The following is a 15,220-nucleotide window of genomic DNA, read 5'->3' on the forward strand; positions in this document are numbered from 1 at the left end:
CAATGGAAGAAAGAACTTTTATACCAGAAATAACAGTTGAAGAAGTTGGAGAAGCTAAGGTTGGTTTAAGATCAGATGAAGTTGTTATAGGATTAGCACCTGCATTTTTAAAATATCAAAATAAAACAATAGTAGATGTTCCTCATACTGAAACTTTACTTGAAATCATAGCAGGTATCGAAGAAGAAGGATTACATGCAAGAGTAGTTAGAATTTTAAGAACATCTGATGTATCTTTTATAGCTCATGATGCAGCTTGTTTAAGTGGATCAGGAATAGGTATAGGAATACAATCAAAAGGTACTACAGTAATACATCAAAAAGATTTATTACCATTAAATAACTTAGAATTATTCTCACAAGCTCCGCTTTTAACTCCAGAAACATATAGATTAATCGGAAAAAATGCTGCTAAATATGCTAAAGGTGAGTCACCAACACCAGTACCAGTAAAAAATGACCAAATGGTTAGACCTAAATTCATGGCAAAGGCAGCTTTACTACACATAAAAGAAACTAAACACGTTGAACCAGGTAAAAAGCCAGTTCAATTAGAAGTTAAGTTTTAATTTAGAAAGGATTGAAATCATGGAAAATAAGAGAATGACTGCTGCAGATTATCCTTTAACTTCTAAGAGAAAAGGAGATATAAAAACTCCTACAGGAAAAGCTTTAGAAGATATAACTTTAGAAAAAGTTTTAAGTGGAGAAATCAATGCAGATGATATAAGAATTTCACCAGAAACTTTAGAAATGCAAGCTCAAATAGCTGAAAGCATGAACAGAGATGCTATAGCTAGAAACTTTAGAAGAGCTGCGGAGCTTATAAGAGTTCCAGACGATAGAATATTAGAGATGTACAATGCTTTAAGACCATATCGTTCAACAAAAGAAGATTTATTCAAAATAGCTGATGAACTTGAAACAAAATATGATGCTAAAGTTAATGCTGATTTTGTTAGAGAAGCAGCTGAAGTATATGAAACTAGAAATAAATTAAGAATAGAAGAGTAAAATCAGAGGTGAAAAGATGAAAATCATAGCAGGAATTGATATAGGAAACTCTTCTACAGAAACTGCTTTAGGTAAGGTTTATGAAAATAATGTTGAATTTCTGTCTAGTGGGATAATTCCCACTACAGGAATCAAAGGAACGGAAGAAAATATAAGTGGGGTAATAGCTTCTTTAAACCAAGCTTTAAAGAAAGCTAACTTAACTTTAGAAGATTTAGATTTAGTTAGAATTAACGAAGCAGCACCTGTTATAGGGGATGTTGCTATGGAAACAATAACTGAAACAATAATAACTGAATCAACAATGATAGGACATAACCCGTCTACTCCAGGAGGATTAGGTGTAGGAATAGGTAAAACTATAAGATTAGAAACTTTAGAAACTTTAAATATTAATGAAATCAAAGAGGAAGATAATGCTTTTATTCCATTGGTTTTAGGAAATATAAGTTTTTTAGAGGCTGTATTTAGAATAAATCAAGCAACTAGAAGAGGTATTAATATAACTGCTGCCATTGTTCAAAAGGATGATGGAGTATTAATCAATAACAGATTAGATAAAAAAATACCTATAGTTGATGAAGTTTCTCTTTTAGAAAAGGTTCCTGTAGATATGAAAGCAGCTGTTGAAGTAGCACCACAAGGTTCAGTAATAAGACAGCTATCAAATCCATATGGAATAGCTACTGTTTTTGACTTAAGTCCAGAAGAGACAAAAATGATTGTTCCTGTATCAAGAGCCTTAATAGGAAATAGATCAGCTGTTGTAATAAAAACTCCTCAAGGGGATGTTAAGGAAAAGAAAATACCAGCTGGTAAGATTAATATAACAGGAATGAGAAGAAAAGAGTCTGTGGATGTTGAAGAGGGAGCAGATAAAATAATGGAGGCTGTTAGCCTTTGTTCTCCAATAGAAGATTTAAGAGGAGATGCTGGTTCTAATGTTGGAGGAATGCTTGAAAAAGTTAGACAAGTTATGGCTGATTTAACTAATCAAAGCATTTCAGATATAAAGATTCAGGATTTATTAGCAGTAGATACTTTTATCCCTCAAAAGGTTAAGGGTGGACTTGCAAAAGAGTTTTCAATGGAGAATGCTGTTGGAATAGCAGCAATGGTTAAAGCTCATAAACTTCAAATGCAAATAATAGCTAATAAACTTGAAGAAAAGTTAGGTGTTCCAGTAGAAGTTGGTGGAGTAGAAGCTGACATGGCAATAAGAGGAGCCTTAACAACTCCAGGTACAAATACTCCTTTAGCTATTTTAGATATGGGAGCTGGATCTACAGATGCTTCTATTATAAATAAAGAAGGTAAAATAACATCAATACATTTAGCTGGTGCAGGAAACATGGTAACTATGCTTATTAAATCAGAATTAGGTATAGAAGACTTTGGACTTGCAGAGGATATAAAGAAATATCCTTTAGCTAAGGTTGAGAGTTTATTCCATATAAGACATGAAGATGGAACTGTAGAGTTCTTTGAAAAACCTTTAGATTCTTCAGTTTTTGCTAAGATTGTAATTATTAAAGAGGGAATGCTTATTCCGGTAGATGGACAGAATTCTTTAGAAAAGATTAAAAATGTTAGAAAAACTGCTAAGGAAAGAGTTTTTGTAATTAACTGTTTAAGAGCATTAAAAAGTGTTTCACCTACAGGAAATATAAGAGATATAGAATTCGTTGTTTTAGTTGGAGGATCATCATTAGACTTTGAGGTTCCTGAATTAGTAACAGATGCTTTATCTCATTATGGAGTAGTTGCAGGAAGAGGAAATATAAGAGGATGTGAAGGTCCAAGAAATGCAGTTGCAACTGGATTAGTATTAGCCTTTGACAGAAAGGGTGTCAAGGAAAATGATTAAGGATTATAATCATCCAAGCATATTTGTATATTGTTCTTTAGGAATAAATGAAGTGGATATAGAAGAAATTCTATGGGGAATAGAAGAAGAAGGAATCCCTTTCATATTAAAAAATAAAGATTTAAATGATGCTAAGGAACTTGCTAATTTAGCTGCTAATGATTCCAAACTTTCAGTTGGAATAGGAGTTAATAGTAAAGGTGATGTAAGTTTAACTATTAATAAGTTAAAGGAAGAAGCGCCTTTATTCTTTATAAACTTAGAAAAAGGAAATACCTGTTTAAGAAGTTTAGGAGCTAATGGAGCAAGATTAGTTAAAGGGATGCCTTTAAAAAATATTTAAATTGAAGAGGTGTTTAACATGAATATTTACACTAAAACTGGTGATAAAGGAACAACTTCTCTTTTCGGAGGAAGTAGAGTAGATAAATGTGATTTAAGAGTAGATGCTTATGGAACAATAGATGAATTAATATCTTTCATAGGTCTTGCTTATGCTGAATTAACTGATGAAGAAGAGAAGGAAATACTTAATAAAATACAAAAGGAATTGTTCATGTTAGGAGCCGAGCTTGCTAGTGATGAAAAAGGACTTGAGCTTTTAAAAGATAAAATCCAATTAGAGCATATAGAGTATTTAGAAAAATTAATAGATAAATACATGGGAATAGCAGGGCCTTTAACTGCCTTTGTTATACCAGGTAAAAATAAACCTTCAGCAACTCTTCATGTAGCTAGAACTGTAGCTAGAAGAGGAGAAAGAATAATGACTGCTTTAAACGAAGTACAGCCATTAAGAGAAGAAATTAAAAAATATATAAATAGATTATCAGATACTTTATTTGCATTAGCAAGATATTATGAAGAAAAATAATTAACCTAAAGGAGGAGAAAAATATGAAAAAATTAAATGATGTAAAAGAATTAAGCTTAGAAATAGTTAAAGAAATGGCTAAAGCTGCAGAAGCTAAAGCTTGTGAAATGAATGTTCCAGTTATATTTGCAGCAGTTGATGCTGGTGCTAATTTAATGCTTATGCACAGAATGGAAGATGCATTTTTAACAAGTATTGATATAGCTATAAACAAAGCTTATACAGCTGCATGTTTAAAGCAAGGAAGTCATGAAATTGCAGAATGTGTTCAACCAGGACAAAGCCTTTATGGTCTTCAATTAACAAACAATTGTAGAATAGTGCCATTTGGTGGTGGATTCCCAATTATAGTTGATGGAAAAGTTGTAGGAGCTGTTGGTGTAAGTGGTGGAACAGTTGAAGAAGACATGGCTATAGCACAAGCAGCAGTAGATTGTTTTAACAATAAGTAATAAAAAGCTAATAGTATTTAACCTATATAATAGATTAAATATTTAAAATATATTTTAATAGATATAAAATGTTTGAAAATGGAGGAAAATGAAATGAGAATGTACGATTATTTAGTACCAAGTGTAAACTTTATGGGAGCTAACTCAATATCAGTAGTTGGTGAAAGATGTAAAATATTAGGTGGAAAGAAAGCTTTAATAGTTACAGATAAATTCTTAAGAGGATTAAAAGGTGGAGCAGTTGAATTAACTGAAAAATACCTAAAAGAAGCAGGAATCGAAGTTGCTTATTATGATGGAGTTGAACCAAACCCAAAAGATACAAACGTTAAAGATGGTTTAAAAATATTCCAAGACGAAAACTGTGATATGATCGTTACAGTTGGTGGAGGAAGCTCACATGACTGTGGTAAAGGAATAGGTATAGCTGCAACTCACGAAGGAGATCTTTATGACTATGCTGGAATAGAAACTTTAACAAATCCACTTCCTCCAATAGTAGCAGTAAACACTACAGCTGGAACTGCAAGTGAAGTAACTAGACACTGTGTTATAACAAACACTAAAACTAAAGTTAAATTCGTTATAGTAAGCTGGAGAAACTTACCTTTAGTTTCAATCAATGACCCAATGTTAATGGTTGGAAAACCAGCAGGATTAACAGCTGCAACAGGAATGGACGCTTTAACTCATGCTGTAGAAGCATACGTATCAAAAGATGCTAACCCTGTAACAGATGCTGCTGCAATACAAGCTATAAAATTAATATCAAGCAACTTAAGACAAGCTGTTGCTTTAGGAGAAAACTTAGTAGCTAGAGAAAACATGGCTTACGGTTCATTATTAGCTGGTATGGCATTCAACAATGCTAACTTAGGATATGTACATGCTATGGCTCACCAATTAGGTGGATTATATGACATGCCTCACGGAGTAGCTAACGCTATGTTATTACCACACGTATGTAAATACAACTTAATATCTAACCCACAAAAATTCGCTGATATAGCTGAATTCATGGGAGAAAACATAGAAGGATTATCAGTAATGGACGCTGCTCAAAAAGCTATAGATGCAATGTTCAGATTATCAACTGATATCGGAATACCAGCAAAATTAAGAGACATGGGAGTAAAAGAAGAAGACTTCGGATACATGGCTGAAATGGCTCTTAAAGATGGTAATGCATTCAGTAACCCAAGAAAAGGTAACGAAAGAGACATCGTTGAAATATTCAAAGCTGCATTCTAATAAAAGATTAGCTTTATAGTAAAAAAATAATTAAAAATATAATAAGTGCTAGCTCTAATAATTAGAGCTAGCAAATAATAAAAGGCATAAATACAATAGACTTTTTATATAAACTTAATAAACAAACAACAGTAAAAATTAATATATGTAAATCGGATAAATGAAATAATTAAGTTATAAATACCCAATAACTTAAATTAAAAGATTAGTTTAAAATAATTTTTTATATACCCAATTAAATTATTTTAAAAAGGAATTTTTCATAATATATTTAAAAGACTCTTTCAATATTGAAAGAGTCTTTTAAATATATTTATTATTATTTTCCACTTTAAAATTATGCAGTATTTTGTATAAGTTGTGCATTAAGAAAATCTATTATATATGAAAATCCTTAATATACTAAGTATTCGAATCTAAAATAACGATTTCATAAATAAATATGCATAGTTTATGCATTTTTATTCAAAAAATATATTGTATATTTATTATGTTAGTAGTATAATTTTAACATATTAAATATGAATAATAAATTAACAAATATTAAATTGAATTTAAAAATGTAAGCTAAGGAGAGTTTAAAATGGGAAAGGATAAAAAAATAAAGTTATGGGCATTGGTAATGCTTATTTTTGTACCAACATTTGGATTTGGTAATATAGCAAGTAATGCTGTGTATTTAGGGCCAGCAGCTATTCCATCGTGGGTAATAGTATCTATTCTTTATTTCTTACCTTTATGTGGAATAATAGCAGAAATGGCTTCAGCAAATAGAGATAAAGAGGGTGGAATATATTCATGGATAAATAAATCTTTAGGAGAGAAATGGGCTTTTGTAGGGACTTGGACTTATTTCATAGGAATATTATTTTACTTACAAATGGTTTTTTCAAGAATACCAGTAGCTGCATCATGGGCAATACTTGGAAGAAATGTATTTACTGATTCTAATTCATATTTATTACCTATTTTATCAATTGTAATATGTATAGCAATGACATATATAGCCACTATAGGGGTAAGTAAGTTTTCAAAACTTGCTGACTTTGGAGGACAATTTACTTTAGGGGCAACTGTTATCTTTATATTAATGGCAATAGTGGGATATTTCATGGGAACACCTTCTGCTACAGAATTTACAGTTCAAAATGTAATTCCTGATTTTAATGTGAGTTATTTTTCTACATTCTCATGGTTATTATTTGCAGTGTCAGGATCAGAAGTTGCAGGTACTTATATAATGCAAACTGAAAATCCTAAAAAGACATTTCCAAAGGCTATGATAATTGCAACAGCTTTAATAGCATTCTCATACATTTTAGGTTCTGTAGCTATACAGTTTATAGCATCACCAGAAGTTTTACAAAAGGCAGGAATTCAAGATGCCGGTTACGTTGTATATTATATATTAGCTAATAATTTTGGAATAAATGGTAAGGTTATAGTACAAGTATATGCAGCTATTAATTTAATAACATCAATAGCAGCCTATATAATTTGGATGGAATCACCAATAAGAGCCATGTTTGGAGAAGTTCCAAAGGGAACATTTCCAAGTTTCTTAACTAAGAAGAGAAAAGATGGAACTTTAGTAAATGCTTTATGGACACAATGTGCAATTTTAGTAGTATTAATATCAATACCTTTATTAGGAATAGGATCAATTAATGATTTCTTTAAATTATTAACAGATTTATCATCTCTAGCAGTTGTGGTTCCATATGTAGTATTAATATGTGCATTTATATCCTTTAGAAAACACAATAAAGATTTAGACTTTAAATTTTTTAAAAGTGATGCCTTAGCATATACAGTTGCGGGAATAGCTTTAGTGCTTTCCTGTGCTGGATTCTTTGGTGCTGGCCTTCAAGACATTGTTGGAAGCTCAGGGAAAGAGGCAACCATTTTAATAATAAAAACTTATGGAGGACCTGTTATTCTTATGGCTTTAGGTCTTGTTTTAAGAGCTTTATCTGAAAAGTCATATAAAAATAAGAGTTTAGGCAAAGAGGATATTGAAGTTGAAATTGTTGAAGAGAGTATATGTGAATAGATTAAACAATAGTTTTAAAAAAATAAGGTAGAGTGTGTGATATTTTCATATAACTTCATAGCTTAGATTAAGAAATAGTTTTTTAAAAATTAAATATGGTAATTTTATTTATGTAGAAAAAAGGTGGATTAAAGAACTTATCCATCTTTTTTTATATTTTATGATAATTAAATTAAAAATAATAAATATTTATTAATAATATTTCTAAATTTTTAATTGACTTTTAATGAATTGTATAGTATTATTCTAAATGAAAATGATTGTCAGTAACATATGGAAGGAGAAATCAATGGAATATCTAATTTATTCATTAATAGCAGTAATAATTTTAACAGTAGGTCTAAACAACATTTTTAAAAAGCAATCTAAATATTTTTATATGTTGGCTACTTTAATATCAGTAGTAGTTACATCATATGAGATTTTTAAAATATGGACAGGCTTTAAATTAGAAGGAATTATATTTGTTTTAGAAAGAAGCTTTATGAAAGGCTTTGTATCAACAGCATTATTTATTTTAGTAATGTTTGCAGGAGCTTTAAGTAAAAAATGGGGAATTACTAAAAAACTTTTAAGAGTTAGAGCAGAAATGGCAATTTTAGCATCTATACTTATATTACCTCATTTTATAATCTATACTTATAAGTTCTTAGTAAGATTATTTAGTGGAAAGCCATTAAGTATTTTATACATATCTTTTATAATAGTAGGATTAATAGCATTTATAATAATGATACCTCTATTTATAACATCATTTAAGAAAGTAAGAGTTACTATGTCACCAAGTAAATGGAAAATGGTTCAAAGATGGGCATATCCTTTTTATTTTCTAGTGTATGTACATATAATATTAATCTTATTTAATAAGAAAGTTTTTAATTTAAATGCTGTAATAATATATACAGTTATATTCTTAGGATATTTTATTTTAAGAATATGTAATAATAAAAAAGCTATTAAATAATATAAAAGTTAGTATTCTTACAAACTCCCTTTGTAGTAATAATTAAATTTTTACTATAAAGGGAGTATTTTATTATGAAGTTAAAAGATAAAATAGTATAAGAGACAAAAATAAGTTATTTTTATATTATAGTAAGAGTTAATTTTTACATTCTTAAGATTAAGTTTGATTTTTAATATTTAAGAGTTTTTTTTTATAATTATATATTATTAAGATTAATTTAATTTTTGAGATTTAATAGTTGATTTTTTATAATTAAGATAAATTTTATTTTAAGGTAGACAAAATAGGAGTTTTAATATAAAATTTCATTTAAACTTTAGAAATTAGGGGGAGTAAATTTGGAATTTAGACAAGCAAATATATCTGATTTAGATCAGATTGTGGAAATAATAGAATTATCGAAAAAATATCTTAAAGAAACTAAGGTTGATCAATGGCAAGATGGATATCCAGCAAAGGAAGATTTAAGAAGAGATATAGAAAGTGGAAATAGTTATGTATTAACTAATAAAGATGAAATTGTTGCTACCACTGTAATATCCTTAGATGGTGAAAGTACCTATAATTCAATATTTAATGGGGAATGGATTACTAATGAAGAATATATTGTTATGCATAGGGTTGCTGTTCATGATAAATATAAGGGAAAAGGAATTTTTAAAGAATTAATAAAAGAGGCAGAGAGTTTAGCTTTAAATAAGGGAATTTCTAGCATAAAAATAGATACTCATAGAGATAATATTTCTATGCAAAGAGCAGTAGTAAAAAATGATTTTCAAAAATGTGGAATAATATATTTAGAGGATGGAAGTGAAAGAATAGCTTTTGAAAAAGTGTTGAAGTCTTTTTAGATAAAATAAAAGTACTGGAATTTTTATGCCAGTACTTTTGTTTTATAAATTAATTAAATTTTAGAGTCTATTCAACTTCATCAGCTAAAGCAGCAGGAATACCAGGAACTGTTACTGTAACAGGTCTAAGTTGGAATATAGAAATTACTAAGTTAAGATTTAATTTTTCTACTACTGTATCAAATAAATCTTCATTAGTAAGTGAACAATTTGTTTTGCTTATAACAGCTTCATTAATAGTATATCTATCTAATTCACAAGAGAATGGTTCTTGTAATACAACTGCTTGAGAGAATAATCTTTCACAATCAGATTCGCTCATAGTACCCTTATCACATGGTTTCATACAGTCTTTTAATAATGCTCTTTCTGTTTCAGTTACAGGAGTAACTACATTAGCATTAGTTAAAGTTATTGGAACTGAAAAATTAAAGTTAATTTTTGCTGTTAAATCTCTATAGTCATTTCTCATAACAACGCAATCTTCACATGGGTCAGCAGCATTTTGATCAGCGCTTGGAGTAGCGTATTGAACATTTTTTAAAATATATCCTTCAACAAAAAGTTGACCACTTGTTACTGGAGTTGCTGAAATTGGAACGATATAACATTGAGTTAAAACTAATCTTCTAGATATTCCTTTTATACTATAAAATCCTTCAGGAATTACAATTGAATCGGTTAAAGGATGATTTATATTTACAGCAGCAACCCTAACTAGAGCTTTAGCATTTCCAACAGTTACAGGAGCTGTACCTAGTGTTGTATCAAAATTATCAACATTTACATCTATATCATCAGCACAAACAGGAAATCTTCTTTCGCAACATGAACTCATTTAATTTCACCTCATAATATAAAATTTTTATTAATGACCTTATGTTATATAGTATTCTATTTTATCCTAAAAGGTTCTGTTTTTATTGTTGAAACTTTAAAAATTTTATAAAAAATCGTAGAGTTCAATAGAATAATTAGCTATTATGGAGAATTTAAAGATTTTATGCAATTGAATACAGTCTTCTATAACTTTTATGTTGCTAGATTTTATGTCAGTAGTAAATCTTGTTTCTTTTAAGGATATGTTAGTTTCATTAAAATACACCTTGTTCCCCATTAATGGATAAATAAAATTAATATGAATAGAACTATTAAAAGGAATTCTAATTACATAGTTATTTAGCTTAGATATAAGAGGAATTTTGTTGTTTTCTGGTGTTGAATATGTTAAATCTATTTCTAAGTACCCATCTAAATATAAAAATCCAGACTTTCTACTAGATGCATCTAAAATTAAGGAACTTGAACATAAGTTTAAAGTGTTTTTTATTGGATTTATATAGGTAATATGTTTAGGAAATTCTATATCTCCCTTAAATACATCAATTATGGAGAAGTGACTTAAGTAAATAGGTAGCTTATATTCTTGAAGTTTATCTTTTAATATTTTAAAATCAGATTTATTTTCAAAAATATTGTTATTTATATTTTGTAGATAAGTAGAGTTTTTTAGGTGAATAATTGATACCTTTAGTTTATTAGGAGGGGTATTATCTTTATTTTTTATTTTTGATGAATTATATATATTTGAGAAATTTTTTATATTAATTTTATTTTTGTGTTTAGTAGTATGCTTATTTGGAGTAGTTATTAAAAGAATAATTTGACAGTACAAAAAGCTAAATAATACTTTGGTAAATTTTATTGATAATAAGTCTTTGCAATACAAAATAAATATGGAAAAAACATACTTTAAATTCATTTAATTTAACCTCAATAATTGCTTATTTAATACATATTGTTACTTTTTAAGAAATAGTATAATTATGAATAAATTTTAATATAAGTCTATTAAATAAAAAAGAAAACCCTTTAAGAGTTTTCTTTTTTAGAGTTAGAATTTGCATTGCTTGACTTAAGTTCTTTTTTTAGAAAGTAAGAGATTACAGTTCTTAGTGCAACTGTTGATCCTAAAAGTAAAATATCATATAATGTAGGTTTTAAAATGGATAATATAATACCTGAACATACTAATATTTCTAAACCTAATAATATATAACTACCAAGAAAGTTTTTAGCATTATTTAATGCCTTAACCTTTAATATTCTATTTTCCTTTGAAAATTCAATTTTGAAGAATTTAAATATAGTTAGTAGAACGCCATAAATAATTACTGTAACAGATATTCCTTGCAAAATAAGAATCAACCATTCTAAAGTTTTGTGTACCAAAGAAATCACTTCCTTCATAATAATCTAGAATTTAATTTTCAAGGTGCTCCTTATTAGATTCTATTTCTTTATTAAGAAAGTAAGAAATTACAGTTCTTATTACTACTATGGATGCTAAAACTATAATATCGTGGAAAGTAGGATTTAATATAGATTCAATTATATCAGCACATATTAGAATTTCTAATCCAAGTAATATATAAGTTCCTAAGCAATTTTTGACAATAGTAATCTTTTTTACAGCTTCAATTCTATCTTTAGATTTTATTTCAGATATAACAAAATTCTTTACAGTTAAGAGAACTCCCCATAAAAGAACCATTATTGATACTGCATTTATTATCCATATAGCACCTTCTAAGATATGTCTAAACATATTAAATTCACCCCTTATATTTAGATTGTAGAAAAATTATTTTTTTATTCAATTTTATATAGATAGTATAGCATAAAGCCTTTAATTGATTTTAACCTTTTATAAATATTTATTTTTAATAAGTAGTATAATTATCTTAGGGAAAATATATAATCTATGAACATATAAAAAAGGGGGAACTTTATGTGTAAAACTTTAAATAGAAAATATATTTATAAATATGGGGAGAAAAAAGAGGATGTAGAAATAGTTGAAAATATGCTAAATAGGATGAGAAATAGTGGAACTTTTAAAGGAGAGAATTTTGCTAATATATATTATGAAAAATACATAGTGGAAGAATCGGATAAAGCAATAGTTATATGTCATGGGTTTTCGGAATGTATAGAGAAGTATCATGAAATAATATACTATTTTCTAAATGAAGGTTTTTCAGTTTATATAATGGAACATAGAGGTCATGGGAGATCAGGGTGTTTAAGTAAATCTTGTAATACACAGGTGGAAGTAGAATCCTTTGATTACTATGTTAAAGATCTAAAGACATTTTTAAATGAGGTTGTATTAAAAGATAAGAGGTTTAATAATAATTTATATTTATTTGCACATTCTATGGGAGGAGCTATAGGTACTATATTTTTAGAAAATAATCATGGATATTTTAAGAAGGTAATTTTAAATTCTCCAATGTTTAGAATAAATACAAGAGAATACTCTCATATAAAATGCAAATTAATAGCTAAATTTTTAATTCTTATGGGAAAAGGAGAGAGTTTTATTTTTGGACAAAAACCCTTTGAGGAAGAGGAGAATTTAGAGGCATCAGGAACATCAGATAAACTTAGACATGGCTTATACCATAAATTTCTCCTAGAAAATCCTATTTTGAGAAGAGGTGGAGGCTCTATTCATTGGTATAAAGAAGCTGCAAGGGCAACTGATTATTTAATGAAAAAGAGAAATATAGAGAGAATTGACACACCTATTTTATTATTTAAAAGTGAGTTTGATTCCTATGTTGACACAAAATTTCATGATGAGTTTAAAAAGATAGCTAAGGATTGTGAACTTATTGAAGTTAAGGGAAGTAAACATGAGGGGTTTTTTGAAAAAGATGAAATTCTTTATGATTATTTAGATAAGATATTTAAATTTTTATCTATATGAAGATTAAGTTTGAAAATTTAAAATAAGGTATAATTGTATATTATCAGAGAGAGTTTATGTCTCTCTGATAACATCCTAACTATTCATAAATTCCTATAATAAACCTTCATTTTTAAGCTTAGTAATAGCTTTATCTATGTAGCTTAAAGTACAGAAATCTCTATCTATTTTTTCAGCAGAAAGTTTAAGACCTTCTATAAGCATATTTTCTTTATGATTCTCAAGAAGTCTAATTAAACTTAAGGTATTTAATTCACCTTCTTTTGTATCTAAAACCCTAGATTTTTTTATGTATTTATTTTCTAAAGCCTTTAAAGCAGCTTCCTTAAGAGAATAGCTAATTTCAAAAGATGGCATATCTTCATAAATTTTAACTTCATCTTCTTTAAACTTCATGCCAGATGTTTTACTTATATCACTATTTATAAATATTACATTTTCAAAGGTAGCACCTGAAAAATCAACTCCATCTAAGTTAACCCCTTCAAAGATTACATTTTTAAATTTAGATTTTTTAAATTTACTTTTCTTAAGGTTACTACCTATAAATTCTGTAGAGTCAAATTTGCATTCAAAGAAATCACAAGATTTAAAATGTGCACCTCTAAAGCTTGCATAACTAAAATTAGAACAAGAGAAATCACAGTTATAGCAGTTTCCTCTTCTAAAATCCATATACATAAAATTTTTATTTCTTTTTTCTGCCTTATTGTATTTGAAAATTTGAGTGTTTTTTTGAGTTTGTGTCATAATAATCGTTACTAAGTCTTAGTTATATATTATAAACTTAACTAATATAGTAACGTATCCACCACCTTTCTAAATAAAAATACCTTTAATTTATTTAAAATAACTTTATAAAGATAAATTATATAATTACTAATTTAAAAGTCATATTTTTTTATTCTATCACATAATATTACTCTTAGAGAAGAGATTATAAGCTTTTAATATAAATATTCTTATAAAAAGGCAACTTAAATAAAATTTTAGTTGCCTTTTTACTTAAAGTTTAAGATCTTCTTCTATTTTTTTTCTAACCTCTTCATCAAAATCATATATTCTAATATAGGATTCACTTATAGAATTCATAAATTTTTTATATTCCTCTGTACTCATAAAGGAGTTTTTAGATAGATTAAGAGGAATAACCTTACTTTCTGAAATGTATTCTTTTACGTTTACAATTAAGATTATAACGGTAAGTATATCAGTTGCATTTGCATAATCTAATAATCTTAATGGGATATCTTCAAAATATAAGGATTCAGATGAAATTAATACTAATAAATTTCTTATTTCATCTTTAAACTCTAGAGGTTTTAATTTTAATTTTTCAAGAAAATTTTTTATATCAATAGATTTTTCATAGACTTTATCTATATGGTTTTCTAAAATTGCTTTAACAAAGGCTTCTTCATAGTTTGCTTTTTTCTTTATGCAGCAATTATAAGAAGAAAGAAAAATAAGAGATGATATAAAATTAAGCAAGTTTAAATTATACTTAGAAGTTAGCTCATTGTATGAAGATTTAAAATCTTTATAGTAATCTTTTTCTAATGTTGAGTTTTTGAATATAGAACAGTGTTTAAAATAAGCATAAGGATTGTTATTAAACCAATTTCTAAATTCATCTTTATTTTCAAGCAAAAATTCTAAAATTAATTCTCCTTCATTTAGTAATCTTTTAAAAAGAGTTAATTGTTGAAGTTGAAAAGAGCAGCCAGTTAAGGTTGTAGAAGCTACTCCAGAAAAATCAGAATTTAGCCCGCCCATTATCATGTTTCGTTCACCAATTTTTTCATAGAAAAAATCTGAAAGAGTACTTTTTGATAACCTAAAAATAATATCATCTAAGGCTTCATTATTAAACAGATCTTTTTCCATAAAATCTTCAATAAGAGTATAAAATCATTAGATAATATTCACCTATTGAGTAGGCCTCCCTTCTATAGTAATGTAGACATCGCTATAGTATATGCATAGGAATTCTAATGTGTTTATATAGGAACTTCCTTTAAGAATTAATATTTATAATAATTATTCACAATTAAAATCTTTAAATTAAATTTTGGATAAAAAAGTAGAGCTTGGCATCCGGCGAAGGACTAAACCA

17 protein-coding genes are annotated in these 15,220 nt (G+C 27.7%); 11 read left to right on the plus strand and 6 right to left on the minus strand.

The genetic code is table 11. The annotated features are described in order from the left end of the window. Window positions 1-2: 2 nt before the first annotated feature. The 10 genes from GOM42_RS05910 (at window position 3) to GOM42_RS05955 (ending at window position 9,329) form a co-directional block, all read left to right on the plus strand. Entirely contained in the window at window positions 3-569 is a 567-nt protein-coding gene (locus tag GOM42_RS05910) for a propanediol/glycerol family dehydratase medium subunit (RefSeq protein WP_003451972.1), read from the plus strand. Between the two features lie 19 nt (window positions 570-588). Beyond that, complete coding sequence (locus GOM42_RS05915; protein ID WP_003451918.1) at window positions 589-1,014, plus strand: diol dehydratase small subunit; 426 nt, start codon at window positions 589-591, stop codon at window positions 1,012-1,014. A gap of 16 nt (window positions 1,015-1,030) precedes the next feature. Next, a complete protein-coding gene (locus tag GOM42_RS05920; protein ID WP_003456360.1) occupies window positions 1,031-2,881 on the plus strand; it encodes a diol dehydratase reactivase subunit alpha in 1,851 nt (616 codons plus the stop codon). Further along, a complete protein-coding gene (locus GOM42_RS05925; protein WP_003463680.1) occupies window positions 2,874-3,224 on the plus strand; it encodes a glycerol dehydratase reactivase beta/small subunit family protein in 351 nt (116 codons plus the stop codon). Before GOM42_RS05920 ends, GOM42_RS05925 begins: the two co-directional genes overlap by 8 nt. Window positions 3,225-3,242: 18 nt before the next feature. Beyond that, window positions 3,243-3,755 (plus strand): cob(I)yrinic acid a,c-diamide adenosyltransferase, encoded by a 513-nt coding sequence (locus GOM42_RS05930; RefSeq protein WP_003451906.1) that lies wholly within the window; start codon window positions 3,243-3,245, stop codon window positions 3,753-3,755. A 23-nt stretch (window positions 3,756-3,778) separates the two neighbouring features. Beyond that, window positions 3,779-4,207, plus strand: a complete 429-nt coding sequence (locus GOM42_RS05935; protein WP_003451873.1) for a heme-binding protein — start codon at window positions 3,779-3,781, stop codon at window positions 4,205-4,207. A 93-nt stretch (window positions 4,208-4,300) separates the two neighbouring features. Then, a complete protein-coding gene (gene dhaT / locus GOM42_RS05940) occupies window positions 4,301-5,458 on the plus strand; it encodes a 1,3-propanediol dehydrogenase (protein WP_003451991.1) in 1,158 nt (385 codons plus the stop codon). A 583-nt stretch (window positions 5,459-6,041) separates the two neighbouring features. After that, window positions 6,042-7,511: an amino acid permease gene (locus GOM42_RS05945; RefSeq protein WP_110077413.1), complete on the plus strand. Its 1,470-nt coding sequence runs from the start codon at window positions 6,042-6,044 to the stop codon at window positions 7,509-7,511. Between the two features lie 289 nt (window positions 7,512-7,800). Then, window positions 7,801-8,475, plus strand: coding sequence for a ferric reductase-like transmembrane domain-containing protein (locus tag GOM42_RS05950; RefSeq protein ID WP_003456389.1), 675 nt, complete (start codon window positions 7,801-7,803; stop codon window positions 8,473-8,475). A gap of 341 nt (window positions 8,476-8,816) precedes the next feature. Beyond that, window positions 8,817-9,329, plus strand: a complete 513-nt coding sequence (locus GOM42_RS05955) for a GNAT family N-acetyltransferase (RefSeq protein WP_003468556.1) — start codon at window positions 8,817-8,819, stop codon at window positions 9,327-9,329. 67 nt (window positions 9,330-9,396) lie between these two features. Here GOM42_RS05955 and GOM42_RS05960 read toward each other — a convergent pair whose 3' ends face one another. The 4 genes from GOM42_RS05960 to GOM42_RS05975 all read right to left on the minus strand — a co-directional run bounded on the left by GOM42_RS05960 (window position 9,397) and on the right by GOM42_RS05975 (window position 11,937). Next, a complete protein-coding gene (locus GOM42_RS05960) occupies window positions 9,397-10,167 on the minus strand; it encodes a hypothetical protein (RefSeq protein ID WP_003464711.1) in 771 nt (256 codons plus the stop codon). 105 nt (window positions 10,168-10,272) lie between these two features. Beyond that, entirely contained in the window at window positions 10,273-11,091 is an 819-nt protein-coding gene (locus GOM42_RS05965; RefSeq protein WP_003468549.1) for a hypothetical protein, read from the minus strand. Between the two features lie 110 nt (window positions 11,092-11,201). Further along, window positions 11,202-11,561, minus strand: a complete 360-nt coding sequence (locus GOM42_RS05970) for a DUF1622 domain-containing protein (RefSeq protein WP_003450422.1) — start codon at window positions 11,559-11,561, stop codon at window positions 11,202-11,204. A 31-nt stretch (window positions 11,562-11,592) separates the two neighbouring features. After that, window positions 11,593-11,937: a DUF1622 domain-containing protein gene (locus tag GOM42_RS05975; RefSeq protein WP_003450441.1), complete on the minus strand. Its 345-nt coding sequence runs from the start codon at window positions 11,935-11,937 to the stop codon at window positions 11,593-11,595. A gap of 183 nt (window positions 11,938-12,120) precedes the next feature. Here GOM42_RS05975 and GOM42_RS05980 point away from each other — a divergent pair, with 183 nt between their 5' ends. Continuing rightward, window positions 12,121-13,104, plus strand: a complete 984-nt coding sequence (locus GOM42_RS05980; RefSeq protein WP_003468535.1) for an alpha/beta hydrolase — start codon at window positions 12,121-12,123, stop codon at window positions 13,102-13,104. 93 nt (window positions 13,105-13,197) lie between these two features. Here GOM42_RS05980 and GOM42_RS05985 read toward each other — a convergent pair whose 3' ends face one another. Both GOM42_RS05985 and GOM42_RS05990 read right to left on the minus strand, forming a co-directional pair. Next, entirely contained in the window at window positions 13,198-13,854 is a 657-nt protein-coding gene (locus GOM42_RS05985) for a pentapeptide repeat-containing protein (protein ID WP_003480985.1), read from the minus strand. A gap of 255 nt (window positions 13,855-14,109) precedes the next feature. Further along, window positions 14,110-14,991 carry a hypothetical protein gene (locus tag GOM42_RS05990; protein ID WP_003480987.1) on the minus strand — a complete coding sequence of 294 codons (882 nt, stop codon included), beginning with the start codon at window positions 14,989-14,991 and terminating at the stop codon, window positions 14,110-14,112. Window positions 14,992-15,220: the final 229 nt, after the last annotated feature.

The organism is Clostridium sp. 16K-1-R1, assembly GCF_023921145.1.
In the GTDB taxonomy this organism is placed as follows: domain Bacteria; phylum Bacillota; class Clostridia; order Clostridiales; family Clostridiaceae; genus Sarcina; species Sarcina perfringens.